A 26,362-nucleotide genomic window follows, 5' to 3' on the forward strand; every position below is an offset into this window, starting at 1 on the left:
ACTTATCCTCTTCCGGCCAGTGCTGTAACCCGGTCATATGCCGCGCCGCTGCGCAACACTTCCAGCACTCGTTGTGCGTTCGCTTTTAGATCTTCTTGCCCATGCAGACGCATTAACATAGCGACGTTCGCGGCTACTGCAGACTCATGAGCAGTCTCTCCTTTACCTTGTAACAGGCGGGTGAGAATGTCACGATTTTCTTCTGGCGTACCGCCTGCCAGCTGATCCTGATGATAAGCTGGCAAGTCAAAGTCGGTGGCTTCCAGTTGGTAGCTTTTGATCTCGCCATCGTGAAGTTCGGCAACCTGAGTGGTGGCATGCAGAGAAACTTCATCCATACCGCCGCTGTGTACCACTGCCGCACGTTTGTATCCCAGCACACGCAACGTTTCTGCAATCGGCAACACCAGTTCCGCACTGTAGACACCAATCAGCGCCATCTGTGGATGTGCGGGGTTAATCAACGGCCCAAGCACATTGAACAAGGTGCGCGTTTTTAGCTGCTGGCGCACAGGCATCGCGTGGCGAAAACCGGTGTGGTATTTCGGTGCAAACAGGAAGCAGACGCCCAAATCGTCAAGGGCTTTACGCGACGATTCAGCACTCATTTCCAGGTTAATACCGAAGGCGGCCAGTAAATCCGACGAGCCAGATTTGCTGGAAACGCTACGGTTACCGTGTTTGGCTACTTTCAGCCCAACCGCGGCGGCAACAAAGGCGCTGGCGGTGGAAATATTGATGCTGTTACTGCCATCGCCACCGGTACCGACGATGTCAGCAAACGGATAGTCCGGGCTTGGGAACGGTGCTGCGGCTTCCAGCAACGCGGTGGCTGCACCAGCGATTTCATTCGGATGTTCACCACGTACTTTCATACTGACCAGCGCCGCCGCCAGTTGTTCAGGTTTCAACTCGCCACGCACAATGGCGGCAAACAGCTGGTGGCTCTCTTCGCGGCTCAGGGTTTGCGCCTGATAAAGTTTGTCGAGAATAGGTTGCAGCGTGTTGGCTTGTTTTAATTTCAGCAGCGCCCAGTCGAGAGTTTGTTCAAGCAAACGTGCACCATGGGTGGTCAGAATGGATTCCGGATGGAACTGGAAACCACACACCCGATCTGCATCGTGGCGAACCGCCATCACCATGCCCTCAAAATGGGCGTTAATGGTTAAACCCGCCGGAATATTGCTGCCAACTAGTGAGTGATAACGGGCTACAGGAAGCGGGTTAGGCAAACCGGCAAACATCGCCTCGCCATCGTGAGAAATAATCGACGCTTTGCCATGCAGAATTTCACCTGCCTGGCCGACATAACCGCCGTAAGCTTCAACAATCGCCTGGTGGCCCAGGCAAATACCAATAATCGGTAATTTGCCACGCAGACGCGTTAACAGTTCAGGCATACAACCTGCTTCGCTTGGCGCACCAGGGCCTGGCGAAAGCATCAGCACCGGGTTGTCCATGGTCGCCAGACGTTCAATTAAAGTCTGTGCAGGAACGTGATTGCGGTAAATAACCACATTGTGACCATTGGCACGCAGCTGATCGGCAAGGTTATAGGTGAACGAGTCGATGTTATCGAGCAGCAGAATGTCAGCCATCAGAAAATCTCCTGTGCGTGATGCGCGGTAGCAATGGCGCGTAGTACAGCGCGGGCTTTGTTGCGGGTTTCATCGGCTTCAGATTGCGGCACAGAGTCCAGAACCACGCCAGCCCCGGCCTGAACGGTGGCGATGCCATTTTCAACGTAGGCGGAGCGAATGACGATGCAGGTATCCAAATCACCATGGGCGGTGAAGTAACCCACTGCACCACCATAACTGCCACGACGTACGCCTTCGGCTTTGGCAATCAGCTGCATAGCGCGAACTTTCGGTGCGCCGCTCAGGGTGCCCATATTCATGCAGGCGCGGTAGGCGTGCAGCACATCAAGATCTTTATGCAGCTCGCCAACCACGCGCGAAACCAGGTGCATCACAAAGGAATAACGGTCGACTTTAGTTAAGTCTGCAACATAACGGCTGCCAGGCGTGCAAATACGCGCCAGGTCGTTACGCGCTAAATCAACCAGCATCAGGTGCTCGGACATCTCTTTATGGTCGGTACGCATTTCCAGTTCAATGCGGCTATCGAGATCGCGGTCAAGCGTTCCGTCTGCACGGCGACCACGCGGGCGAGTCCCGGCAATCGGGTAGATTTCAATCTGGCGCGAAGTGGCATCATATTTGAGCGAGCTTTCCGGTGAGGCACCAAACAGGGTGAAGTCGTTATCCTGCATGAAGAACATGTACGGGCTTGGATTGCTCTTTTTCAGTGTCTGATAAGCGGCGAGCGGAGACGGGCAAGGCAGTGAAAAACGGCGCGATGGCACGACCTGGAATATCTCACCGATGCGAATTGCTTTCTGCATCTTACGAACCACGTCGCCAAATTCTTCATCGCTCTGGCTGCATTCGCAGGTCATGTGTTCCACTTTTTGTACCGGCAATGCAGCTGGTTCTTGCTCCATTTGTTTAATCAGCTGCGCAGTGCGCTGAAGCAAACGCTGTTTTTCTGCGGCTGATGGGGTAAACAAGCTCGCCTGGATGCGGGTGTGTTTTTTCTGATGGTCAATAACCAGCAGAGTTTCAGCCAGATAAAAACAGTAGTCAGGGCAACGGTTGTCTTGCACCAGTTCTGGTAAATCTTCAAAACCCGCGACCAGGTCATAGGCAAACAGGCCGCCGAAGAACATCGCTTCGCGCTCATTGACCGGCACAGTAACCAGTTCCTGCATTAAACGGAAAGCATCGAACACTGACAGCGAACACAGACGCGCATCTTCATCCAGCAGGGAACTAACAACCGGGAAGCGCAGAACTCGGCCCTGCGGAGAGTGTGTGTTTTCAACACCCGCAGGCAGCGCGGCATCAAGCAGGGGTAGCAGTGAGGCACCGTTGTCTGAAAGCGCATGAATGGTGACAGTGTCACCTAATGCAGTAATGCGCAGCGCGCTGTCAACTAACAGCAGGCTTTTCAAATCGTCTTTACTATCGATATCTGCCGATTCCAGCAACAACGTTGCCGGACGCGCTCCGCACAGCTGATGGAAAACTGCGCCAGGGTTATCGCGATAGGGCGCTTCATTAACCAAGAGTTCGAGCGCTGGTTTTTGTGTTTGCATGTTCTGCTCTCATATTTTGTTCAAAAAAAAGCCCGCTTCGTTGGCGGGCCTGGTATCTGGGCTGAATTACAGCCATAGCGATTACACTGCCCGTTATCAGGAAGTACGCCACCAGCTGTGCATGCGGATTATCGCTTTCATTTTCAGATACCTTTATCGTGTGAACTTGCGTACTAGTTAACTAGTTCGATGATTCAAAGTCAATAGCGATTTTTAGTTATCGATAAAATCGCTATGATGAGCGGCGTTTTTTAAGTTTACTAACACACCCGGAGCCATTTTGAGCGAAACCACACTTGCGGTGATTTACGACTTACATAGCCATACCACCGCGTCAGATGGCCTGTTAACGCCCGAGGCGTTGGTGCAACGTGCTGTCGATATGCGTGTTGGTATTCTGGCAATCACCGACCATGACACAGTAGCCGGAATTGCCGCGGCAAGGGAAGCAGTATCACGTCTGCAATTGCCATTGCGTTTAATCAGTGGTGTTGAGATTTCCACCCTCTGGGAAAATCATGAAATCCATATCGTTGGGTTAGGTGTTGATGAACATCACCCGGCACTGGCGGAATTTTTGGCGCAACAAAGTGAGCGCCGTGTACAACGTGCGGCGTTGATCGCCGAACGGCTTGAAAAAGCACATATCCCCGGTGCGTTAGAAGGCGCGATGCGCCATGCCAACGGCGGGGAAGTCACGCGTGGGCATTTTGCACGTTACCTGGTGGAGTGCGGTAAAGCCAAGACCATGGCGGACGTGTTTAAGAAATATCTCGCAAAAGGGAAAACCGGTTACGTTCCGCCACAGTGGTGTACAATAGAACAAGCTATTGATGTGATTCATCATTCTGGCGGGCAGGCGGTTCTGGCACATCCAGGCCGTTATGACCTGACGGCTAAATGGCTGAAAAGATTGCTGGCGCAGTTTGCCGAAAGTGGTGGCGATGCCATGGAAGTCGCGCAGTGTCAGCAAGCCCCCAATGAGCGCACCCAGCTTGCCAGTTATGCCCAGCAGTTTAATTTGTTGGCATCACAGGGCTCAGATTTCCATATGCCGTGTGCGTGGATTGAGCTAGGACGCAAGCTTTGGCTCCCGGCAGGTGTGGTGCCTGTCTGGCAGAATTGGGGTGGCGGCCACATCGCAAAAGAGAGGGTTTTATGAGTCAATTTTTCTATATTCACCCGGATAACCCACAGCAGCGCCTGATCAACCAGGCGGTTGAAATTGTTCGCAAGGGCGGCGTGATTGTTTACCCAACCGACTCGGGTTATGCGCTGGGCTGTAAACTTGAAGATAAAACGGCAATGGAGCGTATTTGCCGCATTCGTCAATTACCCGACGGGCACAATTTTACCTTGATGTGCCGTGATTTGTCGGAGCTTTCAACTTACGCATTTGTTGATAACGTGGCGTTTCGCTTAATCAAAAATAACACGCCAGGTAATTACACTTTTATTCTCAAAGGCACCAAAGAAGTTCCGCGTCGTTTGTTGCAGGAAAAACGCAAAACCATCGGTTTGCGTGTGCCGTCGAATCCGATTGCCTTAGCCTTGCTGGAAGTCCTGGACGAGCCGATGTTATCGACATCACTGATGCTGCCAGGCAGTGAGTTTACGGAGTCAGATCCGGAAGAAATCAAAGACCGCCTGGAGAAGGTTGTCGATCTGGTTATCCACGGTGGTTATCTTGGTCAGCAACCGACAACCGTGGTTGATTTAACGGATGATGCACCAGTGGTTATTCGTGAAGGCGTGGGCGACGCAAAACCTTTCTTATAAGTGCATCTACAGCTATACTGTCCGGCCTAAAATGGGGCTGATGTGCCCCATTATCCCAATTCGACGCCTGTGAAGGCGACACCCGAGGAAGCTCAATGAGCGATAAGAGCGAAAAGTTACAAAAAGTCCTGGCTCGCGCCGGCCACGGTTCACGCCGTGAAATTGAAACCATTATCTCCGCAGGCCGCGTTAGCGTTGATGGCAAAATTGCCAAGCTAGGCGACCGTGTTGAAGTGACTCAGGCCCTGAAAATCCGTATTGATGGTCACCTGATCTCTATTAAAGAATCCGCTGAACAGATTTGTCGCGTGCTGGCTTACTATAAGCCGGAAGGCGAATTGTGTACGCGTAACGATCCGGAAGGGCGTCCAACTGTATTTGACCGTTTACCAAAACTGCGCGGTGCGCGCTGGATTGCGGTCGGTCGTCTGGATGTGAATACCTGCGGTCTGCTGCTTTTCACGACGGATGGTGAGCTGGCAAACCGCCTGATGCACCCAAGCCGTGAAGTAGAGCGTGAGTATGCAGTGCGTGTCTTCGGCGAAATTGACGACGACAAAGTGAAGCAACTCGGTCGTGGTGTGCAGCTTGAAGATGGCCCGGCCGCATTTAAAACCATCAAGTTTACCGGTGGCGAAGGCATTAACCAATGGTACAACGTGACCCTGACCGAAGGCCGCAACCGTGAAGTGCGTCGCCTGTGGGAAGCGGTAGGTGTGCAGGTTAGCCGCTTGATCCGTGTGCGTTACGGTGACATTCAGTTGCCGAAAGGCTTGCCACGTGGCGGCTATACTGAACTCGACCTGGGCCCAACCAACTACCTGCGTAAGCTGGTAGAGTTGCCGGAAGAGACAGAAAGCAAAGTGGCGGTTGAAAAAGACCGTCGTCGCATGAAGGCGAACCAGATTCGTCGTGCGGTGAAACGCCACACGCAAACCACTGGCGGCGGCCGCCGTGGTGGACGCAGCAGCTAAAATATCAAACCCCTCAACTGAGGGGTTTTTTACTAATAGTCGATACCTATCTGTGCTTTAACACCCGCATCAAAAGCATGTTTCACCGGCCTCAATTCACTCACCGTATCCGCCACTTCAAGAATATCCCGATGACACCCACGGCCAGTAATAATCACGGTCTGGTTCTCAGGACGCTGTGTCAGCGCGGCCAGCACCTCTTCTAGCGGTAAATAATCGTATGCCACCATATAGGTTATTTCGTCGAGGATAACCATATCCAGTGCGCTATCGGCGAGCATACGCTTTGCGTGTTGCCACACTTCCTGGCAGGCGGCGGTATCCGTTTCGCGGTTTTGCGTGTCCCAGGTAAAACCTGTCGCCATTACCTGAAATTCGACACCGGCAGGTTCGAGTAAATTACGCTCCCCATTCGGCCATTGACCTTTGATAAACTGAATGACGCCCACTTTTTGTCCGTGCCCAACTGCGCGGGTTGCGGTGCCAAATGCTGCAGTAGTTTTACCTTTACCGTTTCCGGTAAAGACAATCAAAATACCGCGTTCTTCTTGCGCTGCTGCAACACGGGCATCCACTTTTTCTTTCTGGCGCTGCTGGCGTTGTTGATAACGATCTTCACTCATTCGGAAATTCCTGGTTTACGGTTGGGTTGCGCGTCAAAGCTCATACCTGTTTTACGGCGACTATCATCACCCATCAGCCATAAATAAAGCGGCATTAAATCCCGCGGTGTTTTAAGCTTTTCGGGGTCTTCAGTTGGAAATGCACTGGCGCGCATGGCGGTGCGCGTCCCGCCTGGATTAATGCAATTTACGCGTAGGTTATGCTGTTTATATTCCTCAGCCAACACCTGCATCATGCCCTCAGTGGCGAATTTTGACACCGCGTATGCCCCCCAACCCGCACGACCCTGACGGCCAACACTGGAGCTGGTAAACACCAGCGAACCTGAATCTGACTTCAGTAATAAAGGAAGCAGGGCCTGGGTCAGAAAGAAGGTGACGTTGACATTCACCTGCATGACGTTGTGCCACGTTTGCGGATCTTGTTCGTCCATTGGCCGAACATCGCCGAGAATCCCTGCATTGTGTAATACTCCATCCAGACGAGGAATGAGCCCGGAAAGTTTTTGCGCCAGATGCTGGCAATCTGCAGGTGTAGCGGTGGCAAAATCCAGCACGAACCAGTGTGGCTGGCCACCGAAGCGGGTGTTAATCTCCTGGGCTGTGGTGCGTAATTTTTCTTCATTACGCCCCAACAACACGAGGCTTGCCCCATAACGCGCATAGGTTAAGGCGGCTTCACGCCCGATGCCATCGCTGGCACCGGTGACTAAAATGATGCGGTTTTGCAGTAAATCAGTTTTCGGTTGATAGTGCACTTTCAACTCCTCGCGCGATGCAAAGCTCGCGTCTTAATTCTCAGAAATGCCTGGGTTTATTTGGCCTTCAGGCTTTATGCCTGAAAGAGGCGGTTATTTCAATCAGGCAACAGGAGACAATACCTTTGATTAACATTTTGCAAAAGTTTCCTTTTACTAAAGCCGTTCAGGAATGCATCTCGCAGCATTTATAGTTGGTTGCAGACGTAGAATCAGTGCTCGGTTACACTGGGCGACAGGTATTTAATGCTCTGAACGGAAGGCGGAAAGTGTGGATCTAATTGCAAACTATGGGCTGTTTTTGGCGAAAATCGTCACTGTCGTTGCGGCTATTGGCATTCTTGTCACCATTATCGTGAATGTGGCAGGGCGTAAAAGACATCAGCGTGGGGAATTACATCTCACCAATTTAAGTGAACAATATCAGGAAATGCAGGAAGAAATGCAGGTGGCAAGGCTTGACCATCACCAGCAAAAAATCTGGCATAAAGCAGAGAAGAAAAAACATAAGCTGGAAGCAAAACAAGCTAAAGCGCGTGCTAAACGGGGTGAAAAGGTTATTTCTGATAAACCAACACTTTATGTATTGGATTTTAAAGGAAGTATGGATGCCCACGAAGTGACTTCGCTTCGTGAAGAGATAACAGCGGTATTAGCGGTCGTCAAACCTGAGGATGAAGTTCTACTGCGCCTGGAGAGCCCAGGCGGAGTCGTGCATGGTTATGGCCTGGCTGCTTCGCAATTGCAGCGCCTGCGTGACAACAAAGTCCGTCTGACGGTCGCAGTGGATAAAGTCGCTGCCAGCGGTGGCTATATGATGGCTTGTGTGGCAGACAAAATTGTCGCAGCACCGTTTTCTATTATTGGCTCGATTGGTGTAGTCGCGCAGGTGCCTAACTTCCATCGCCTGTTAAAACGTAATGATATAGATGTTGAGCTGCATACCGCAGGGCAATACAAGCGCACCTTGACGTTGTTTGGTGAAAACACCGAGCAGGGGCGTGAGAAATTCCGCGAAGACCTCAATGAAACTCACCTGCTATTTAAGCAGTTTGTTCATGACATGCGCCCGACACTTGATATCGATTCGGTGGCGACAGGTGAGCACTGGTACGGTACGCAAGCACTGGAAAAAGGCTTGATTGATGCAGTAAGCACCAGCGACGATTTACTGATCAATCTGATGAAAAATCATGAAGTGATTAATGTTCACTATACGCGCCGCAAGAAAATGATGGACAGATTTACCGGCAGTGCGGCAAATAGCGTTGATAACCTGCTGATGCGCTGGTGGCAGCGCGGTGAAAAACCATTGCTGTAAGCCAGTTTTGGCTGAACAACATTAAATGAAAACGAGGCCATTTGGCCTCGTTTTTTTCATTAGTCTTGCAGGTGATATTTATCTGCAAACACATGCGCAAGATGCTTAAACATATTAAAAATCGCGGTGCTTTTCCCGGTAGGTAAGCCTTGCTCATCAAGGAAGTATTCACCTTTGAACACCAGCACCCCGTTTTTTTGCTCTACGTCCGTTGCTTCCATTCCGTGCATGAAGTCTTCATGTGCGCGGATGACTTTGTTGGCTTCAACGAGTAGTGATTGTTTATCGATAGGTTGAGTGGTTGGTTTCATTATTTCCTCCTTTAAAAACTGGCAGTAGTGTACTTCCGCTATACTGCAAAGGGCAATATTCCTGAGTAAACCCAGGGTGATTTAATCCGTTTACTGTTCTGGCAGGAAACGCTGCTGCATGCTAATAAAGTTGCTTAACTCATTTTATCAGGTAGAGTGTGACGCTTTCGCAAATCTGGCAACGGAATTGCTTGACATTCAACCAAACTTCCGTCGTGCTATGTCACCGATGCGAAAGACTCGCTATCTCAATCACCTGCGCATTTAGCTCAATCAGGCTGGTGATGAAAAAAGAGTTGATATCCATTGACGCTGTCGCAATATAGAAAAGCGAGTCGCCAGTGGAAGGTGAAAGTAACGTGCGACGTTCCTGGAAGAATTACATTAGGTAAGGTGAATATGGGTAAAGCTCTCGTCATCGTTGAGTCCCCGGCAAAAGCCAAAACGATCAACAAATATCTCGGCAATGACTACGTGGTTAAGTCCAGCGTAGGTCATATCCGTGATTTGCCGACCAGTGGATCAACCACCAAGAAGAGCGCTGACTCCGCCTCCACCAAAGGGACCAAAAAGGTCAAAAAGGATGAACGCGGCGCGCTCGTAAATCGTATGGGTGTCGATCCCTGGCACAACTGGGAAGCACAATATGAAGTGCTGCCTGGTAAAGAAAAAGTGGTTTCAGAACTGAAATCACTGGCTGAAAAAGCAGACCATATCTATCTCGCAACCGACCTTGACCGCGAAGGGGAAGCCATTGCATGGCACCTGCGGGAAGTTATCGGTGGTGATGACACGCGTTATAGCCGCGTGGTGTTTAACGAAATTACTAAAAACGCCATTCAACAGGCGTTTGAAAAGCCGGGCGAACTGAATATCGACCGTGTTAACGCACAGCAAGCGCGTCGCTTTATGGACCGTGTTGTGGGTTATATGGTGTCGCCGCTGCTGTGGAAGAAAATTGCCCGTGGCCTGTCTGCCGGCCGCGTACAGTCTGTTGCTGTACGTCTGGTTGTTGACCGCGAACGCGAAATTAAAGCGTTTGTGCCAGAAGAATATTGGGAAGTTGACGCGAATCTGACGACGCCGAAAGGTGACAGTCTGCCGGTTCAGGTCAGCCACCATAAAGACAAACCGTTCCGCCCGGTTAACCGCGAGCAGACCATGTCTGCGGTTAGCGAGTTGGAAAAAGCACGTTACTCAGTGCTTGAGCGTGAAGATAAACCAACCAGCAGTAAGCCTGGTGCGCCGTTTATCACATCCACGTTGCAGCAAGCCGCAAGTACCCGTCTTGGTTTTGGTGTGAAGAAAACCATGATGATGGCTCAGCGTCTGTATGAAGCGGGTCACATTACTTACATGCGTACCGACTCAACCAACTTGAGCCAGGATGCCGTGGGCATGGTGCGTGGCTATATCGAAGAGAGTTTCGGTAAGAAATATCTTCCAGCCGCTGCAAACCAGTATTCCAGCAAAGAAAACTCGCAAGAAGCGCACGAAGCGATTCGTCCTTCTGACGTGAGTGTGGTTGCTGAGTCGCTTAAAGATATGGAAGCTGACGCGCAAAAACTCTACCAGTTGATCTGGCGTCAGTTTGTAGCGTGTCAGATGACTCCTGCACAATACGACTCCACCACCCTAACGGTGCAAGCGGGTGATTTCCGTCTTAAAACGCGTGGTCGCACGCTGCGTTTTGATGGCTGGACGAAAGTAATGCCTGCGCTGCGCAAGGGCGACGAAGACCGCACATTGCCTGCTGTTGAGCAGGGTGATGAACTGGCGCTTGTAGAAGTCATCCCTGGACAGCACTTTACCAAACCACCGGCGCGCTTTAGTGAAGCCTCGTTGGTTAAAGAGCTGGAAAAACGTGGCATTGGCCGTCCGTCTACCTACGCATCTATCATTTCCACCATCCAGGATCGTGGTTATGTGCGTGTGGAAAACCGCCGTTTCTATGCGGAGAAAATGGGTGAAATTGTTACCGACCGCCTGGAAGAAAACTTCCGCGAGTTGATGAACTACGATTTCACCGCGCAAATGGAAAGCAGCCTCGACCAGGTCGCTAACAATCAGGCCGAGTGGAAAGGGGTGTTGGATAACTTCTTCAGTGATTTCAGTGAACAGTTGGGTAAAGCTGAACTGGATCCGGAAGAAGGCGGCATGCGTCCAAACCAAATGGTTCTGACCAGTATCGATTGCCCAACGTGTAGTCGTCAAATGGGTATCCGTACCGCCAGTACTGGTGTGTTCTTAGGTTGCTCAGGTTACGCGTTGCCCGTCAAAGAGCGTTGCAAAACCACCATTAACCTGGTGCCGGAAAATGAAGTCCTCAACGTCCTCGAAGGGGATGATGCGGAAACCAATGCGCTGCGTGCGAAACGTCGTTGTGCTAAATGCGGCACCGCAATGGACAGCTATCTCATCGATCCGAAACGTAAGTTACATGTTTGTGGTAACAACCCAACTTGTGATGGCTACGAAATCGAAGAGGGTGAGTTCCGCATCAAAGGTTATGACGGTCCAATTGTTGAGTGTGAGAAATGTGGTTCTGAAATGCACCTGAAAATGGGGCGTTTTGGTAAGTACATGGCTTGTACTAACGACGATTGTAAAAATACCCGTAAGATCCTGCGTAATGGCGATGTGGCTCCACCGAAGGAAGATCCGGTTCCATTACCAGAGTTGCCTTGTGAGAAATCAGACGCGTACTTTGTACTGCGTGATGGCGCGGCCGGTGTTTTCCTTGCGGCAAACACTTTCCCGAAATCTCGTGAAACACGTGCGCCACTGGTTGAAGAACTGTATCGCTTCCGTGACCGTCTGCCAGAAAAACTGCGTTATCTGGCTGATGCACCACAGCAAGACGCTGATGGCAATAAAGCCGTTGTTCGTTTTAGCCGTAAGACGAAGCAGCAATATGTTTCCTCCGAGAAAGAAGGCAAAGCGACCGGTTGGTCTGCGTTCTTTGTGGATGGTAAGTGGGTTGAAGGGAAGAAGTAACTCTCTTTAACATTGAAAGCCGGGGCCTGTGCTCCGGCTTTTTTATATCTGCGTATATAACCTTATTATTATTTTTTCTTTCAAACTATACATAGAAGATATAACTGATATAGTGGCTTAAGAAAATTTCACCACGTCTGAATCCCCGTCGCTGTTCATATCGGGGCTGCTTTTACTGCGGATGGAACACCATGAAACTACAGCAACTTCGTTATATCGTCGAGGTGGTCAACCACAACCTCAACGTCTCTTCGACGGCCGAAGGGCTTTATACTTCTCAGCCGGGGATCAGTAAACAAGTTCGGATGTTGGAAGATGAACTGGGGATTCAGATCTTTGCTCGTAGCGGCAAGCACCTGACGCAGGTGACGCCTGCGGGACAAGAGATTATCCGTATCGCCCGTGAAGTGCTGTCGAAAGTCGATGCGATTAAATCGGTTGCGGGTGAGCACACCTGGCCTGATAAAGGTTCTTTGTACGTCGCCACGACGCATACACAAGCGCGTTACGCGCTGCCGAATGTGATCAAAGGCTTTATTGAACGCTATCCGCGAGTATCGCTTCACATGCACCAGGGCTCGCCAACGCAAATTGCGGAAGCGGTTTCCAAGGGGAATGCTGATTTTGCGATAGCAACCGAAGCATTACACCTTTACGATGATTTGGTGATGCTGCCGTGCTATCACTGGAACCGTTCGATCGTTGTCACCCCAGATCATCCGTTAGCATCGAAAGAGTCTGTCTCTATCGAAGAGCTGGCGCAATATCCGTTGGTCACTTACACCTTTGGTTTTACTGGGCGCTCCGAGCTGGATACCGCATTTAATCGTGCAGGTTTGACGCCGCGTATTGTGTTTACCGCAACAGATGCTGACGTGATTAAAACTTATGTAAGGTTGGGGTTAGGTGTGGGCGTGATAGCCAGTATGGCGGTTGATCCTGTCTCTGACCCGGATCTGGTCCGTATTGAAGCACAGGGCGTATTCAGCCACAGCACGACCAAAATTGGTTTCCGCCGCAGCACGTTCTTACGTAGTTACATGTATGATTTTATTCAGCGTTTCGCACCACATCTGACTCGCGATGTTGTCGATACTGCGGTCGCATTACGTTCAAACGAAGATATTGAGGCGATGTTCAAAGATATTAAGTTACCCGCAAAATAATATCCCAAGGTATCTTTTCCATAGGGAAAGATACCTCTTCTCAGTTGCACTTAAGAATATGTTTCAACCCGCCTGATAATTAATATCCCGCCAGATTTTTATTAACCATAAGATGTAAGTGGTTAATCTGTCTCAATTAAGAGACAACCGTAGATAATAATTTACCGCCATGCAAATTTAATGTTTCAATTATTTATTTGAGGTCAAAAGATTAAATCTTTTCCTGCAATCGGGGAGCAATTTCTCTGGCTTTTGTACTAGAGTTTCTTTAGGATTAATCCCAGTCAGCGATTAATTATACCGATTGTTTGAGTTTATATGATAAGTGGTGCCGATTGTATGAGGTTAGCAATGCCTTCTGGAAGTGAAGAACCGCAAAGGGAATCAGGGCTGAAACGTAAAGCCTGGATGGCGGTGTTTCTGGTCTCAGGTTTGTTTTGGCTAGTCGTTGCAGTGGCTGCATGGCATTTTTGGGGGTAACAATGACTTCCTTTGCTCAAACACAAGCGCAGAAAACGGTGCGTCAGAAAGATGACAAACCACAACAAGAAGCGAAACCTGGAAAAGCTCAGGTGCCAGAATCGTGGCAACTGACGCAACAACAAAAAGACTTTATCGATCTGTTTTCAACAGACGAACATATTAAACAATAAATATAATTCTCATTTACCTTTATTTAACTTGCTGTCAGTCACACTTTATAATTAAGCGTGATTAAGAGCACACTCTTTAAGTAATCACTACACACAGCAATATTCAAATCGACTGATTAATTATTCAGTCACAGTGTTTACTAAAATAAAGAGAGCGGCTTATGAATACTCACTGTAGCGTCAAGTACTGGTCATGGTTCACCGCATTTACCGTTTCGTTAGCCTTTTGGGCGCAAATGGTCTGGATGCTGACTCAGTAACACTTTCTTGCTTGTGCCCTGGTTCTCTGCCGGGGCGCTGATTCACTCTTCCTTTCCCTTTACACCTTCTGATTTATCAATTCGGGTTGTTATCAAATCGTTACGACATCTTTGTGTTATCTTTAATACTGTCCCTGATATTCATCCGGGATACCGCTATCCTAAGAAATTTAAGGAGGAGCTATGTCGTTAACCCTACGCGAGGCCAGTAAGGACACTCTACAGGCGCTGAATAAAACCTATCATTATTACAGTTTGCCACTGGCTGCAAAGGAACTTGGGGATATCACCCGTTTACCCAAGTCGTTAAAAGTTCTGCTTGAAAACCTGTTGCGCTGGCAGGATGAAAACTCCGTTACTCAGGACGATATTCATGCCCTGGCAGGTTGGCTGAAAAATGCCCATGCCGATCGTGAAATAGCTTATCGTCCCGCACGTGTACTAATGCAAGATTTTACCGGTGTTCCCGCCGTTGTGGATTTGGCCGCGATGCGCGAGGCGGTAAAACGTCTTGGTGGCGATGTCGCCAAAGTCAATCCTCTGTCCCCAGTTGATCTGGTTATCGACCACTCGGTAACGGTTGACCATTTCGGTAATGACGAAGCTTTCGAGGAAAACGTGCGCCTCGAAATGGAGCGTAACCACGAGCGTTACGTTTTCCTGCGTTGGGGGCAGCAGGCATTCAGTCGCTTTAGCGTGGTGCCACCGGGAACCGGGATTTGCCACCAGGTTAATCTCGAATATCTGGGTAAAGCGGTGTGGAGCGAAATGCAGGGCAATGAGTTGGTTGCCTATCCTGACACGCTGGTCGGCACCGATTCCCACACCACGATGATTAATGGCCTTGGCGTTTTGGGCTGGGGTGTCGGTGGTATTGAAGCTGAGGCTGCCATGTTAGGCCAGCCGGTTTCCATGCTTATCCCGGATGTCGTCGGCTTTAAACTTGATGGCAAATTGCGTGAAGGTATCACCGCAACAGACCTGGTATTGACCGTCACACAAATGCTGCGTAAGCACGGAGTGGTTGGCAAGTTTGTCGAATTTTATGGCGACGGCCTCGACACTTTACCACTGGCCGATCGTGCGACCATTGCCAATATGGCGCCAGAATATGGCGCGACGTGTGGTTTCTTCCCGATTGATGCGGTGACACTGGATTACATGCGCCTGAGTGGACGCAGCGAGGAGCAAATCGCGCTGGTAGAAGCCTATGCGAAGGTGCAGGGGATGTGGCGAAATACTGGCGATGAACCGGTATTTACCAGCACACTGGCACTGGATATGGACGAGGTAGAAGCAAGTCTGGCTGGGCCGAAACGGCCACAGGATCGCGTGCCGTTAGGCGATGTTCCTAAAGCGTTTAATGCCAGCAACGAACTGGAAGTGAACACCTCTCATAAAGATCGTGCTCCAGTTGACTACACCATGGACGGGCGTGAGTACCAATTACCCGACGGTGCGGTCGTGATTTCAGCCATTACCTCCTGTACTAACACCTCCAACCCAAGTGTATTAATGGCCGCGGGGCTACTGGCTAAAAAAGCAGTGACCTTAGGGTTGAAACGCCAACCGTGGGTGAAAGCTTCTTTGGCTCCGGGTTCTAAAGTCGTTTCTGACTATCTGGCCAAAGCTGGGCTAACGCCGTATCTCAACGCCTTAGGCTTTAATTTGGTGGGTTATGGTTGCACCACGTGCATTGGTAACTCCGGTCCGTTACCCGATCCGATTGAACAAGCAATCAAGAAGGGCGATCTTACCGTTGGGGCCGTGCTTTCGGGGAACCGTAATTTCGAAGGGCGCATTCATCCTTTGGTGAAAACCAACTGGCTGGCTTCACCGCCGCTGGTGGTGGCTTATGCTCTGGCCGGGAACATGAATGTGAACCTGACAACCGATCCGCTGGGGCATGATAAAAAAGGCGATCCGGTTTATCTCAAAGATATTTGGCCGAGCAGTCTGGAAATTGCCCGCGCAGTCGCGCAAGTTTCGACAGAAATGTTCCACAAAGAATACGCGGAAGTGTTCGAGGGTACGCCGGAATGGCGCAATATTGAAGTCGCTCACTCAGATACTTACGGCTGGCAGAGTGATTCTACCTACATCCGCTTGTCACCATTCTTTGATGATATGGAAGCCACACCTAAACCGCTGCAAGATATTCATGGTGCGCGCGTGTTGGCCATGCTGGGAGACTCTGTTACCACTGACCATATTTCTCCGGCAGGGAGCATTAAGCCTGATAGCCCAGCGGGGCGTTATTTGCAGAATCATGGGGTTGAACGTAAAGAATTTAACTCCTACGGTTCACGCCGTGGTAACCATGAAGTGATGATGCGCGGGACTTTTGCCAACATCCGTATTCGCAATGAAATGGTGCCTGGAGTAGAAGGCGGCATGACTCGCTTGCTACCAGGTGATGAAGTTATTTCGATTTATGATGCGGCGATGCGTTATCGCGATAAAGGTATTCCGTTAGCCGTGTTTGCCGGTAAAGAATATGGTTCGGGATCCAGCCGCGACTGGGCGGCTAAAGGGCCACGGTTGCTCGGTGTAAGAGTGGTGATAGCGGAGTCATTCGAGCGTATTCACCGCTCCAACCTGATTGGTATGGGCATTCTTCCTCTGGAGTTTCCAGACGGTGTGACGCGCAAAACGTTAGGGCTGACTGGCGAGGAGTTTGTTGATATTAGTGGCCTGAACGACCTTACGCCGGGCGTTTCGGTTCCTGTATCATTGACGTTTGCGGATGGAAGAAAAGAGGTGGTTGAATGTCGCTGCCGAATTGATACCGGTAATGAACTGACGTACTTCAAAAATGACGGCATCCTGCATTATGTGATTCGTAACATGCTGAACTAGCCAGAATTCTCCCCCAGCGATGGGGGAGAAAATAACTTAATCTTCAGACAGCAAGTGGCCCATTTTAGCGGCTTTAGTATCCAGATAATGTGCGTTCTTAGGGTTACGGCCCACGATGAGCGGCACACGTTCCACAATATTAATCCCTGCTTCGCTGAGAATTTCTACTTTGCGCGGGTTATTGGTCAGCAAACGAACTGCATCGACACCTAATAACTTAAACATATCGGCGCATAGCGTGAAGTCACGTTCATCAGCGGCAAAACCAAGCTGATGGTTAGCTTCCACGGTATCGTAGCCTTTATCTTGTAAAGCATAAGCGCGGATTTTATTAAGCAGACCAATATTGCGACCTTCCTGGCGGTGATACAACAACACACCACGGCCTTCTTCGGCGATATGGGTTAATGCAGCTTCAAGCTGAAAACCACAGTCACAGCGCAGGCTGAATAGGGCATCGCCCGTCAGACACTCTGAATGTACACGCGCCAGAACAGAATCATTTCCGGTTATATCACCAAAAACCAGAGCAACATGATCTTGCCCGGTTGCCAATTCTTCAAAGCCCACCATCAGGAAATCGCCCCATGGGGTTGGCAGTTTGGCTTCTGCCACACGTTTAAGCTGCATGTGATTCTCCAGGTACTTATAGTGGCACTTACGGTGCCTGCCAGCTGACTGGCTTGTTTAATTACTACTGCTTAGTTTGCCACAACGCCGACCACTTCGCCTAATAGACTGGGCAGACTCCTGGTTTTACCCTATGTAAGACTTCCCGCTTTCCCTTCGATGCTGTTTATCGGGTATCCTTGAGATTCAAATAGCATAAGGATAAGCAATGCGAGCGATAGCAAAACGAACAACAATGGGTGCTGGATTACTGTTGGTGATGCCTTTAGCCGTGTGGATCTCTGGTTGGCAGTGGGTTCCTGGCGGGCAAGGTAGTTGGTTGAAAATGATGTATTGGGTCACGGAGACCGTCACCCAACCCTGGGGCATCATTACCCATGTTTTGCTATGTGGCTGGTTTTTATGGTGCCTAAGGTTTCGCCTAAAAGCCGCGCTGATGCTGTTTGCGATTCTCGGAGCCGCTATTCTTATTGGGCAGGGCGTTAAATCTGTCATCAAAGACAAAGTGCAGGAACCTCGTCCTTTCGTGGTATGGCTTGAAAAAACACAACATATTCCGACAGATGAGTTCTACAATTTAAAACGTAAACAGCGTAGCGAGTTGGTAAAAAATCAGCTTAAATCGCAGCAAGAATTACCAGAATGGTTACGCCAACACTGGCAAAAAGAGACCGGTTTTGCTTTCCCGTCAGGGCATACCATGTTTGCGGCAAGTTGGGCATTATTGGGAGTAGGGCTACTGTGGCCCCGCCGAAGAACCTGGACCATCGCTTTACTGTTGGTTTGGGCGACGGGGGTGATGGGCAGTCGATTAGTGCTCGGAATGCACTGGCCCCGTGACTTAGTCGTTGCCACACTTATCTCTTGGGTGCTGATAACACTGGCAACCTTGCTTGCTCAGAAATTGTGCGGACCATTATCGCCGCCGCCGCAAGAAGCTGACGAAATAGCCGAACGGGATGCCGAGCCTTGAGATTATTGATTTAACCCCCATTTCTTATGAATTGAACGCGCTCAATGGATTCCACGAAGAACCGGGAAATGGTAGTTTATATAGTTGGAAAAACATTAGCGCTTAATGTATCTCCATCAACCTTCGAGCTGCGCGGATGTTGGTTGCACTCACTTACCGGATGACTTACGAATGTAAGCTCATCGTGATAAGTTTTCTTGCCGCCGGCCAGCCACTCGAATGTTAATGGTGATAGTCGCGTAAGACCACATGACGGGAAGTAATGTGAAATATTTATTCATTTTCTTACTGGTGCTAGCGATTTTTGTGATTTCAGTCACTTTGGGCGCACAAAACGATCAGGTTGTTACTTTTAACTATCTGCTGGCACAAGGCGAATATCGAGTCTCCACATTACTGGCGACCCTTTTTGCTGCGGGTTTTTTACTGGGTTGGATTATTTGTGGCCTGTTTTGGCTGCGTTTGCGTGTTTCGCTGACACGCGCCGATCGCAAGATCAAACGCCTTGAGCAGCAAATTACCACGGATTCTGACGCCATAGCAGCGGCGGTACCGGCTGTGAAGGAATAACCTGCCATGCTGGAATTGTTGTTTCTGCTCTTGCCTATTGCCGCCGCTTACGGTTGGTATATGGGGCGCAGAAGCGCGCATCAAGATAAGCAACAAGAAGCTAACCGCCTGTCGCGTGACTATGTGGCGGGGGTTAACTTCTTGCTGTCGAACCAGCAAGATAAAGCTGTCGATTTATTTCTCGATATGCTTAAAGAGGATACCAGCACTGTTGAAGCTCACCTCACGCTGGGTAACTTGTTCCGTTCTCGTGGTGAAGTTGACCGCGCCATTCGAATCCACCAATCATTAATGGAAAGTGCCTCGTTAACTTACGATCAGCGCTTGCTGGCTGTACAACAGTTGGGCCGTGACTATATGGCCGCTGGTCTGTACGACCGTGCCGAAGATATGTTCGCGCAACTGATTGATGAAACTGATTTCCGCATTGGTGCACTACAGCAATTGCTGCTTATCCACCAGGCTACCAGTGACTGGCAAAAAGCCATTGATGTAGCAGAGCGCCTGGTTAAGCTTGGTAAAGATAAGCAACGCACCGAAATTGCCCATTTCTATTGTGAACAAGCGTTGCAGTTGATTGCCAGTGATGACCTGGAACGTGCCATGTCATTGCTAAAAAAAGGGGCCGCAGCCGATAAAAACTGCGCGCGTATTTCAATCATGATGGGCCGTATCTTCATGGCTCGTAATGAATACGCTAAAGCCGTGGAATCGCTACAACGTGTTATCGATCAAGACAGCGAGTTAGTCAGCGAAACTCTCGAAATGTTGCAAACTTGCTATCAACAGTTAGACAAACGACCAGAGTGGGAAGCGTTCTTAAAACGTTGTGTTGAAGAAAATACCGGGGCAGGTGCTGAACTGATGCTTGCTGAGATCCTTGAGCAAAAAGAAGGTTCTGAAGTCGCGCAGGTTTATATCAACCGCCAACTCCAGCGTCATCCGACCATGCGTCTGTTCCATCGGTTGATGGACTATCACTTGCAGGAAGCGGAAGAAGGGCGTGCTAAAGAGAGCCTGATGGTGCTACGTGATATGGTTGGCGAACAAGTGCGTACCAAACCACGCTATCGCTGCCAAAAATGCGGTTTTACCGCTTTCACGCTGTACTGGCATTGTCCGTCTTGCCGTGCCTGGTCGACGATTAAACCTATTCGGGGGTTAGATGGGCAATAACGGTTAGTTATTGCCCATCTATAAAAAAACACCATACTTTAGTTACAACATACTAATAGTTAATCCTGGTATCCTCACATCAACACCGTGTCGTTTGTGCCTTGCAAGGTGCAATGGCAACTGTAATTTTGTGTCTCCCGCGGGTAGAATGCTTGCCGTTTATCTCTTGCGCCGCATTGCTGCCCAACATCAGAAGGTTTAGCCATGAATTCAACTGCATCCTCCTCCTCCCGTGTTGCCACTGATTCTCCTATTGTCGTCGCACTTGATTACGATAATCGTGATAAAGCTTTAGCTTTCATTGACCGTATCGACCCGCGCGATTGCCGCCTGAAAGTGGGCAAGGAGATGTTTACTCTGTTTGGGCCACAACTGGTGCGAGACATCCAGCAACGTGGCTTTGATGTGTTCCTCGATTTGAAATTCCACGATATCCCAAATACCACAGCTCGTGCAGTTGCTGCCGCAGCCGAGCTTGGCGTATGGATGGTAAACGTTCATGCCAGTGGTGGGGCGCGCATGATGAGTGCTGCTCGTGAAGCTTTGTTGCCATTTGGTAACGATGCTCCGTTGCTGATTGCAGTAACCGTGTTGACCAGCATGGAAGCCAACGATTTGGCCGATCTCGGGATTACGGCCACGCCTGCTGAATACGCAGAACGTCTGGCTCGATTGACACAGAATTGTGGTTTGGATGGTGTGGTTTGTTCCGCACAAGAAGCTGTGCGTTTTAAAAGTGAACTGGGTCAAGACTTCAAACTGGTCACCCCAGGAATTCGTCCGGCTGGTAGTGATGCAGGCGACCAACGCCGCATTATGACACCACAGCAAGCGCAGATTGCAGGTGTAGATTTCATGGTTATTGGACGCCCGATCACCCAATCGACAGATCCTGCTCAAACTCTGCGTGATATCCGGGCCTCTTTACAGCAGGGGGCGTGATGAAAGACGATAACAGCCGTTTAGTGTATTCCACAGAATCTGGACGTATTGATGAGCCTAAAGCCGCGACCATCCGCCCAAAAGGGGATGGTGTGGTGCGCATCCAACGTCAGACCAGCGGGCGAAAAGGCAAAGGTGTTTGCCTGGTAACCGGTATTGATATGGATGATGCGCAATTAGCGACTTTAGCGGCAGAACTTAAAAAGAAATGTGGTTGCGGTGGTTCGCTAAAGGATGGAGTGATTGAAATTCAGGGTGACAAACGCGACCTGATTAAATCACTGCTTGAAGCTAAAGGTATGAAGGTGAAATTAGCAGGCGGTTGATTCACCTATCGAAATCTAAAATAATTAGGCCACGGTAAAATTACCGTGGCCTTTTATTATGACTGCCGGGAGTCAGACCTGAATATTATAGCTTTTATAATTATTAAAGCGTTTACGCTTTTGCTGGCAGCAAAAATTATTTACTCACCTGATGGCCAATAATACCACCAACCGCCGCACCACCTAAGGTACCCAATGCACTACCATCGGTTAAGACCGCGCCACCTACAGCACCTGCACCGGCACCAATCGCAGTGTTACGGTCACGTGTAGACCAGTTAGAACAGGCGCTCAAAGACATCGCAACGGTCAAGGCCACAGCAACGGCAGCAATTTTTTTGTTATTTAAGGTCATAATACTCTCTCCTGAATTATTGATTCACGGAAATAAGTCACTTTAAGTATAGAGGCAATTAACCTACTTAAAGAAAGTTACCGTGAAACTGCATGTCGATATAGACCTAAAAGATAACGCCAGTGATTATCACGTTCTGTTATATCGCTGTTAAATATTCTAATTTATACGGTGGATTACAACAGGTAAATAATCTTAAAGGGTGTGCAGGATAATTCTGATATGAGGACTGCCCGCGGGGGATGCAGGCAGTTAAACGTCGTGATTACGTAATGGGAAATTGTTTAACAATATTAACTTGAACACCAGTGTCTTGCAGTTGCTGACCGGTGATTTCGCTAATACCGTCATCAGTGATCACGCGATTGATACATGAAATCGGCCCCAGCGTGTAGGGGTGCATCGCACCAAACTTGGTGCTGTCTGTCAGAACAATGATTTCACTGCCTTTTTCCAACACGGTATTCACCACGTCGGCACGCATCATATCGCGGCTGGTGAATCCAGTTTCAGGCAAGAAACCGTCAATGCCGATGAACGCTTTGCTGAAGTGCACCTGCTGGATAAATTGACGTGTCAGAGGCCCAACCATACTTTCGCTTTTTTTCTGGTAGATGCCGCCAAGCAAAACAACTTCACAGTCGGTATCTTTCAGAAGATGAGCAATGTAACTGCTGACAGTAATCAGCGTGATTTTTTTCTGCTCGGCCAGTGCCCGCGCCAGCAGCGCATTACAACTGCCATTCTCGATAAAAATCGTTTCGCCATCGTTAACTAAAGTCGCTGCAAAATCAGCAAGATGCCGTTTAAGCGAATAATTGTTCATCATTCGCGTTTCAACGTCTTCGCTATCCAATGGAACGGCATAGCCATGGATACGCTTCAGATAGTTTTTTTTCTCCAGAAGATTGAGATCCTGGCGAATGGTCACTTCTGAGACTCCGGTTTTTTTAGCGAGATCGGTCACACTCATGCGACCTTGATCAATCACCATCTGTAAAATAATTTGTTGTCTGGAATTCATGTCAGCCAAATTTTGGGCGGCGCATAAAGCACCGCCTGGATTATTAAAGTGTGTGTTCTGTGCGGGCTATAATATCATCCTGAGCGTCCGGAGATAAGGCGGTAAAGAAAGCAGAATAACCTGCTACACGAACCACCAGATCGCGATACTTATCAGGATGTTGTTTGGCATCTAACAGGGTTTCACGGGAAACAATGTTGTATTGTACATGCCAGCCTTTATGCTCTTCGAAGAAAGTCCGCAGCATAATCATCAACTTTTCACGGTCACGTGGGTTATCCAGTGTCGCCGGATTCAGTTTCTGATTCAGTAGCACACCGCCCAGAATTTCACTGGTTGGCAATTTGCCCACTGAACTGATTACGGCTGTTGGCCCAAGGCGGTCGGTTCCTGAAGCGGGGCTTGCGCCTTCTGCCAGCGGTGTTGTCGCTTTGCGTCCATCTGGTGTTGCCATGGTTGCAGCACCAAACGGCACGTTTGCAGAAATTGAAGAGGTCCCTGCGTAATATGTCCCGCCGATAGGGCCGCGACCAAAACGAGTATTGTGATACTGCTTTAGCTCATCAATGTACGTCTGATAAGCGCGCGCCAGCAGTAAATCGACATCGTCTTCATCGTTACCATATTTTGGCGCGTTGTTAATCAGGCGTTGGCGCAGTTGCTCACCCGTCAAACCGTCAAAATCATTTGCCAGCGCTTCGGCTAATTGTTGCTGGCCAATGACACCTTGTTCGAACACCAGTTTTTTCACCGCAGCAAGGCTGTTGCCAAGGTTGGCGATACCGACTTGCAGACCTGAAACCCAGTCATACTTAGCGCCGCCTTGCTTAATGCTCTTACCGCGTTCGATACAGTCATCAACCAGTGCAGAGCAAAGAATATCGTGGGCATTTTCTTCCAGAACGGTATCAACAACACATTCGATTTCGATGGATTTCTGAGTGTAATAGCGAATCTGTGTATCCCAGGCGTTCATCACCTGATCAAACTGGGTGAAGTTGCCTGCGGAGAGCGCATGTTGTTGTGGCTGGAAGATTTTACCGCTGGTTGCATCGCGCCCATGTTCCAGCGCCGCCAACATCACCCGCGCGAAGTTAATGAAACTCATGCCTGTGCAACGATAACCCCACTTGCCACCAACCGCAGTTTCGATGCAGCCGATAGCGGCATAATCATAAGCATCTTCGCGGCTGACGCCCAGTTTGATAAATTCTTCAATGACGATTTCATCGTTGTTAAACGCTGGCATCCCGAAACCACAGCGAATCACCTGCACGCAAGCGTCGAGGAAGTCATTACTCATCCCTGCGTGGTAGCGCACACTCAAGTTTGGCTGTGTTGAACGTAACTGACCGCATGATTCAAGAATGGCGTAAGAGAGTGGGTTTACCGCGTCTACGGCCTCACCATTTACTAGCGTTTGGCCACCAATGGTCACGTTTTGGTATAGCGGGCTACCAGCAGATGCTTTCGAGTGGGAACCTGAACGAATCTTGTTAACTTCGAGCAACTTCAGCCAGCAGCTTTGCAGCAACTCGATAGCCTGGTCACGGCCCAAAGTTTGCTCAAGTTCAACATCGCGGCGATACCACGGATACAGAAACTGGTCCAGGCGACCAAACGAAACGGAGTGACCGTTAGATTCAATCTGCAAGACTAACTGCACGAAGTAACTTAATTGCAAAGCCTGCCAGAACGAGGTTGGCTTTTGGTGGGCAATCAGCTCGCAGTTTTCGGCCATGGCCAGTAACTCGACACGGCGTGCAACACGTTTTTCGCTGGCCGCCAATTCTTTAGCAAGCACCGCAAAACGCTGAATATGATCGCTTAACGCGACAAACGTAATATCGATAGCTTTCAGGAACTGTTCTTTATGCAAATCTTCCCAGTCGGTGAGATGCAGGCGTGAGCGGCGCTCAGCGACTTTGGCACGTAAACCATCAATACCTAGTTCCAGCAACAGCGGGAAGTTGACCGCCAGGTGCGCATCGCCAGAGGTCATATTGCCTTCGGCTTTGATAATCCCGGTTGCCAGCAACTCTTTTTGCTCATCGGTGAACATTCCGTAGCAGCGATCTTGTACCGTCTGGCCGCGCCACCAGGGGCAAATTTCGTGCATTACCGCTTTATCTGCATCTGAAATCGAGAAGCCAGCGCCAGGGCGGTCGCCCAGTTCATCGATCTCGGTTTCGATCCAACCTACCGTATATTCAGGAAAAAATGGTGCACCGCGCACATGGCTTGCCTGGTTCCCGACAATCAGCTCATCATGCTTAATCCAGATAGTACGTTCAGCAAGGTGATGGGCGAGGGCGAGGGCGCGGCGCACGGGTAATGGCTTGTCCTGATGTTGCTGATAAATCGCCGTATAGTGTTGTGCGCGCTCAGTACAAACCGGCGGCTTAACGATATGAATCAACGCTTCTTTATGATCTTTGATGCGTTGGCTTAAGGTGTTCAGATTCAGTTGGGTCATCGGTTTATCCTCTTATCCAGGCGGTCATCCCTTTTTGGCTTGCGTACTGCTCAGCAAATTGCAGCAGTTCTGGCGCATCAAGCGGTTGGTGCGCGGCCGTATAAGGGAGATTCAGGAGCTTGTATTTGTTAATACCTAAAGTGTGGTAAGGCAAAAAGTGAATCGCTTTGACGCCAATTTCATCGGCGGCAAAATCGCAGATGGCACGAATAGATTGCTCATCAGCATTAAAGTCAGGGATTAATGGCACCCGTATCGTCATTTCGACATTGCGTGCCGCCAGCTTGCGGAAGTTATCCAGCACGCGTTCGGCGCTGCCATCGGTCCATTGTTTGAAACGCTTCGCGTCAACATGTTTGAGATCCGCGAGCAGCAAATCGAGATGTTCGAGCGTCGGTTCGATATATTTCCAGGGTACATGCAAGCAAGATTCAACAGCGGTATGAATCCCCGCTTCTTTGCTTTTTCGCAGCAGTTGCTCAGCAATATCAGGCTGTATAAAAGGTTCGCCACCGGAAAGCGTAATACCGCCACCGCTACGTTCGTAGAACGGTTTATCACGTAAGACTTTCTGCATGATGGCATCAACACTCTGTGTCTCACCGCACACGCTTAATGCTTGAGTGGGGCAGCAGTCGGCCAGTGCGGCCATATCGTCAGCCAGCAATTTCTCACGTGCGATAACCAACGAGTCGTCAACACGGCTGATAGCGTGGGGAGCCGCTTGTGGGCATAACTCACAGCCTGCAAGACATAGGCGCTCATCAAACAGAACGTCTTGACTGCGTGCACGGCTTTCAGGATTCTGGCACCAGCGGCAGCCTAAGGAGCAGCCTTTCAGGAACACCACGGTGCGGATACCTGGACCATCATGTGTTGAGTAACGTTGGATATTAAATAGCATAAGTCCGCCTTTATCTTCTGTTCGTAAATTAGATTACTTTCGAATGAAAGTTTTATTGATTTCGATCAGCAAAGGAACAGACAGTGACGTTATGATGTGAGCAATGAGATATTCGACAAATCTGG

The 26,362-nt window shown here is 49.6% G+C and carries 25 protein-coding genes and 1 other annotated feature; of the genes, 15 read left to right on the forward strand and 10 right to left on the reverse strand.

Annotated elements, in window-relative coordinates; translation table 11 throughout:
* Positions 1 to 2: 2 nt before the first annotated feature.
* Positions 3 to 1,598 (reverse strand): bifunctional anthranilate synthase glutamate amidotransferase component TrpG/anthranilate phosphoribosyltransferase TrpD, encoded by a 1,596-nt coding sequence (trpD, locus tag MES37_RS05215; protein WP_237930318.1) that lies wholly within the window; start codon positions 1,596 to 1,598, stop codon positions 3 to 5.
* Complete coding sequence (locus MES37_RS05220) at positions 1,598 to 3,160, reverse strand: anthranilate synthase component 1 (protein WP_232885808.1); 1,563 nt, start codon at positions 3,158 to 3,160, stop codon at positions 1,598 to 1,600. The genes trpD and MES37_RS05220 overlap by 1 nt, the downstream gene beginning before the upstream one ends.
* 22 nt (positions 3,161 to 3,182) lie before the next feature.
* Positions 3,183 to 3,280 (reverse strand) — a sequence feature (Trp leader region).
* A gap of 160 nt (positions 3,281 to 3,440) precedes the next feature.
* Here MES37_RS05220 and rnm point away from each other — a divergent pair.
* The 3 genes from rnm (at position 3,441) to rluB (ending at position 5,913) form a co-directional block, all read left to right on the forward strand.
* Positions 3,441 to 4,322, forward strand: coding sequence for an RNase RNM (gene rnm / locus MES37_RS05225; protein ID WP_133521541.1), 882 nt, complete (start codon positions 3,441 to 3,443; stop codon positions 4,320 to 4,322).
* A complete protein-coding gene (locus tag MES37_RS05230) occupies positions 4,319 to 4,939 on the forward strand; it encodes an L-threonylcarbamoyladenylate synthase (protein WP_064546346.1) in 621 nt (206 codons plus the stop codon). The genes rnm and MES37_RS05230 overlap by 4 nt, the downstream gene beginning before the upstream one ends.
* Positions 4,940 to 5,034: 95 nt before the next feature.
* Positions 5,035 to 5,913 (forward strand): 23S rRNA pseudouridine(2605) synthase RluB, encoded by an 879-nt coding sequence (gene rluB, locus MES37_RS05235; protein ID WP_064546347.1) that lies wholly within the window; start codon positions 5,035 to 5,037, stop codon positions 5,911 to 5,913.
* Positions 5,914 to 5,945: 32 nt separating this feature from the next.
* Here rluB and cobO read toward each other — a convergent pair whose 3' ends face one another.
* Together cobO and MES37_RS05245 are read right to left on the reverse strand one after the other, a co-directional pair.
* Positions 5,946 to 6,536: a cob(I)yrinic acid a,c-diamide adenosyltransferase gene (gene cobO, locus MES37_RS05240; RefSeq protein WP_064546349.1), complete on the reverse strand. Its 591-nt coding sequence runs from the start codon at positions 6,534 to 6,536 to the stop codon at positions 5,946 to 5,948.
* Positions 6,533 to 7,294 (reverse strand): YciK family oxidoreductase, encoded by a 762-nt coding sequence (locus MES37_RS05245; protein ID WP_232885809.1) that lies wholly within the window; start codon positions 7,292 to 7,294, stop codon positions 6,533 to 6,535. The genes cobO and MES37_RS05245 overlap by 4 nt, the downstream gene beginning before the upstream one ends.
* A gap of 271 nt (positions 7,295 to 7,565) precedes the next feature.
* Between MES37_RS05245 and sohB the strand changes: the two genes are divergently transcribed.
* Positions 7,566 to 8,615, forward strand: a complete 1,050-nt coding sequence (sohB, locus tag MES37_RS05250; protein WP_121813562.1) for a protease SohB — start codon at positions 7,566 to 7,568, stop codon at positions 8,613 to 8,615.
* 59 nt (positions 8,616 to 8,674) lie between these two features.
* On the opposite strand, the gene MES37_RS05255 is transcribed toward sohB, so the two are convergent.
* Complete coding sequence (locus MES37_RS05255; RefSeq protein ID WP_064546355.1) at positions 8,675 to 8,926, reverse strand: YciN family protein; 252 nt, start codon at positions 8,924 to 8,926, stop codon at positions 8,675 to 8,677.
* 399 nt (positions 8,927 to 9,325) lie between these two features.
* Here MES37_RS05255 and topA point away from each other — a divergent pair, with 399 nt between their 5' ends.
* The 6 genes from topA (at position 9,326) to acnA (ending at position 16,861) form a co-directional block, all read left to right on the forward strand.
* A complete protein-coding gene (topA, locus tag MES37_RS05260) occupies positions 9,326 to 11,923 on the forward strand; it encodes a type I DNA topoisomerase (protein ID WP_064546357.1) in 2,598 nt (865 codons plus the stop codon).
* A 191-nt stretch (positions 11,924 to 12,114) separates the two neighbouring features.
* Positions 12,115 to 13,089, forward strand: a complete 975-nt coding sequence (gene cysB, locus MES37_RS05265; RefSeq protein ID WP_064546360.1) for an HTH-type transcriptional regulator CysB — start codon at positions 12,115 to 12,117, stop codon at positions 13,087 to 13,089.
* A 351-nt stretch (positions 13,090 to 13,440) separates the two neighbouring features.
* Positions 13,441 to 13,569: a YmiA family putative membrane protein gene (locus MES37_RS24720; protein ID WP_074388564.1), complete on the forward strand. Its 129-nt coding sequence runs from the start codon at positions 13,441 to 13,443 to the stop codon at positions 13,567 to 13,569.
* Positions 13,570 to 13,571: 2 nt separating this feature from the next.
* Entirely contained in the window at positions 13,572 to 13,742 is a 171-nt protein-coding gene (locus MES37_RS05275) for a hypothetical protein (protein ID WP_162302978.1), read from the forward strand.
* Between the two features lie 161 nt (positions 13,743 to 13,903).
* The gene (ymiC, locus tag MES37_RS24725) at positions 13,904 to 14,002 is read left to right on the forward strand and encodes a small membrane protein YmiC (protein WP_273693565.1); all 99 of its coding nucleotides are present in this window, start codon (positions 13,904 to 13,906) and stop codon (positions 14,000 to 14,002) included.
* Positions 14,003 to 14,185: 183 nt separating this feature from the next.
* On the forward strand, positions 14,186 to 16,861 hold the full coding sequence (gene acnA / locus MES37_RS05280; protein WP_064546362.1) for an aconitate hydratase AcnA: 2,676 nt from the start codon (positions 14,186 to 14,188) through the stop codon (positions 16,859 to 16,861).
* 36 nt (positions 16,862 to 16,897) lie between these two features.
* Here acnA and ribA read toward each other — a convergent pair whose 3' ends face one another.
* Positions 16,898 to 17,491, reverse strand: coding sequence for a GTP cyclohydrolase II (ribA, locus tag MES37_RS05285; protein ID WP_064546364.1), 594 nt, complete (start codon positions 17,489 to 17,491; stop codon positions 16,898 to 16,900).
* A gap of 208 nt (positions 17,492 to 17,699) precedes the next feature.
* Here ribA and pgpB point away from each other — a divergent pair, with 208 nt between their 5' ends.
* The 5 genes from pgpB to yciH all read left to right on the forward strand — a co-directional run bounded on the left by pgpB (position 17,700) and on the right by yciH (position 21,478).
* Positions 17,700 to 18,464: a phosphatidylglycerophosphatase B gene (gene pgpB, locus MES37_RS05290; protein ID WP_232885811.1), complete on the forward strand. Its 765-nt coding sequence runs from the start codon at positions 17,700 to 17,702 to the stop codon at positions 18,462 to 18,464.
* Positions 18,465 to 18,728: 264 nt separating this feature from the next.
* The gene (locus MES37_RS05295) at positions 18,729 to 19,034 is read left to right on the forward strand and encodes a LapA family protein (protein WP_064546369.1); all 306 of its coding nucleotides are present in this window, start codon (positions 18,729 to 18,731) and stop codon (positions 19,032 to 19,034) included.
* Positions 19,035 to 19,040: 6 nt separating this feature from the next.
* Positions 19,041 to 20,210 carry a lipopolysaccharide assembly protein LapB gene (lapB, locus tag MES37_RS05300; protein WP_121813560.1) on the forward strand — a complete coding sequence of 390 codons (1,170 nt, stop codon included), beginning with the start codon at positions 19,041 to 19,043 and terminating at the stop codon, positions 20,208 to 20,210.
* 204 nt (positions 20,211 to 20,414) lie between these two features.
* A complete protein-coding gene (gene pyrF / locus MES37_RS05305; protein WP_121813559.1) occupies positions 20,415 to 21,152 on the forward strand; it encodes an orotidine-5'-phosphate decarboxylase in 738 nt (245 codons plus the stop codon).
* Positions 21,152 to 21,478, forward strand: coding sequence for a stress response translation initiation inhibitor YciH (yciH, locus tag MES37_RS05310; protein WP_064546372.1), 327 nt, complete (start codon positions 21,152 to 21,154; stop codon positions 21,476 to 21,478). Before pyrF ends, yciH begins: the two co-directional genes overlap by 1 nt.
* Before the next feature lie 136 nt (positions 21,479 to 21,614).
* On the opposite strand, the gene osmB is transcribed toward yciH, so the two are convergent.
* The 4 genes from osmB to MES37_RS05330 form a co-directional block, all read right to left on the reverse strand.
* Positions 21,615 to 21,833, reverse strand: a complete 219-nt coding sequence (gene osmB / locus MES37_RS05315) for an osmotically-inducible lipoprotein OsmB (protein WP_237930320.1) — start codon at positions 21,831 to 21,833, stop codon at positions 21,615 to 21,617.
* Between the two features lie 265 nt (positions 21,834 to 22,098).
* Positions 22,099 to 22,857, reverse strand: a complete 759-nt coding sequence (gene yciT / locus MES37_RS05320) for a DNA-binding transcriptional regulator YciT (RefSeq protein ID WP_064546378.1) — start codon at positions 22,855 to 22,857, stop codon at positions 22,099 to 22,101.
* Positions 22,858 to 22,900: 43 nt separating this feature from the next.
* Complete coding sequence (locus tag MES37_RS05325; protein WP_237930322.1) at positions 22,901 to 25,333, reverse strand: formate C-acetyltransferase/glycerol dehydratase family glycyl radical enzyme; 2,433 nt, start codon at positions 25,331 to 25,333, stop codon at positions 22,901 to 22,903.
* A gap of 4 nt (positions 25,334 to 25,337) precedes the next feature.
* A complete protein-coding gene (locus tag MES37_RS05330; protein ID WP_237930324.1) occupies positions 25,338 to 26,237 on the reverse strand; it encodes a glycyl-radical enzyme activating protein in 900 nt (299 codons plus the stop codon).
* Between the last annotated feature and the right edge of the window lie 125 nt (positions 26,238 to 26,362).

Source organism: Buttiauxella sp. S19-1 (assembly GCF_022134725.1).
In the GTDB taxonomy this organism is placed as follows: Bacteria; Pseudomonadota; Gammaproteobacteria; order Enterobacterales; family Enterobacteriaceae; genus Buttiauxella; species Buttiauxella ferragutiae.